The following is a 1124-nucleotide window of genomic DNA, read 5'->3' as shown; positions in this document are numbered from 1 at the left end:
GAGCGTCCGCACCTGTCTTTGAAATACAAAACGCCCGATGCGGTGCATCGGGCGTTAGGGTGAAACAGGTGTAAACCTATTTCAGGACTAGACAGTTCAATGAAAACTTGGAACGAACAGGCCATGAATCATTTGCGTGAAATCGCCCGAGCTCCCGGAGAGTTCAAACCCATTACCACAGACAAGGGGATTCCCTTCTTGGAAAAACGTTTGCCGGATGGTCGAGGTATACGTCTTAATATGAATGGAACATTCAAAGGGTTTGTGTATTGATAATGGCTACTGAATCTTATGAAGTTGTTTTTGCAGACGTGCCTGCAAAAAAATTGCTCGCACTATTGACAGCGATCGAAGGAAGCGCTGAAACGCTCTCGGATCTAAAACTCTCTGAGCCCATATTGGTTTCACGTGACGGGGGGTCTATAAAGAATTAATCGATGATTTTTTAACTTGTGAGAATGCTATCTGCCTATCAGAACTGCTTGGACGATTTAGGGTTGCATATGCGCTGTTGCTACCTTTGGTCCTGTTGAGGGTAGTTAAGTTTGGTGCGGTGACGGATGTCGAGTTGTCTTTTGATTGGGTTGACGAGCTCGATGCCGATGGTTTGATGGAAGCTATGCAGGTATACGCGGGAAATTTATGTAAGATTTATGAGGTGGCAGAGTTTTATGGAGGATTAGAGCCGGCCGTAGATATTGAAACTCGCTATTTCACTAACGATAAATTGGGGCCTTTGGCTATGAAGCGATAGTGAGAAAAGGGGCAAAGGGGCAAAGGGGCAAAGGGGACAGATTTATTTTATTTTTTGCTACGCTGAAAGCTTCCATGGAGGAGGAATCAAATATGCCCAGGATGGGACGTATTGTTTTACTGAATTACCCGCATCACGTAGTGCAGCGAGGCCATAACCGGCAGGTGGTGTTTGCGGCGGCAGAGGATTATCAGCGCTATCTCTCTGATCTGCGAGAGCTGAAAGATGCGTTCGGGGTGAAGGTCTACGCCTATTGCTTGATGACGAATCATGTCCATTTGTTGCTAGCTCCTGGGGAGTCAACCGCTGGATTGGGGCAATTAATGAAAGCACTGGCTGCCCGTGCGACGCGCTATCGCAATCGATTGGA

The 1124-nt window shown here is 47.0% G+C and carries 2 protein-coding genes; both read left to right on the top strand.

The window, feature by feature from the left end:
* The first annotated feature begins 99 nt into the window (after positions 1-99).
* Positions 100-273, top strand: a complete 174-nt coding sequence (locus BT125_RS29530; protein ID WP_170866882.1) for a hypothetical protein — start codon at positions 100-102, stop codon at positions 271-273.
* A 573-nt stretch (positions 274-846) separates the two neighbouring features.
* Positions 847-1124: transposase (locus BT125_RS28290; protein WP_170866883.1), on the top strand; the 278-nt coding region annotated here is incomplete at its 3' end.

It is taken from the genome of Pseudomonas sp. NFACC04-2 (assembly GCF_900119265.1).
In the GTDB taxonomy this organism is placed as follows: Bacteria; Pseudomonadota; Gammaproteobacteria; order Pseudomonadales; family Pseudomonadaceae; genus Aquipseudomonas; species Aquipseudomonas fluorescens_AA.
The sequence above is the reverse complement of the archived record's forward strand: the minus strand, read 5'-3'. Positions and strand labels throughout refer to the sequence as shown.

What these genes read in the sequence shown, in the direction of transcription:
- BT125_RS29530 (WP_170866882.1), top strand. Translation starts at nt 100, where the DNA reads ATGAAAACTTGGAACGAACAGGCCATGAATCATTTGCGTGAAATCGCC.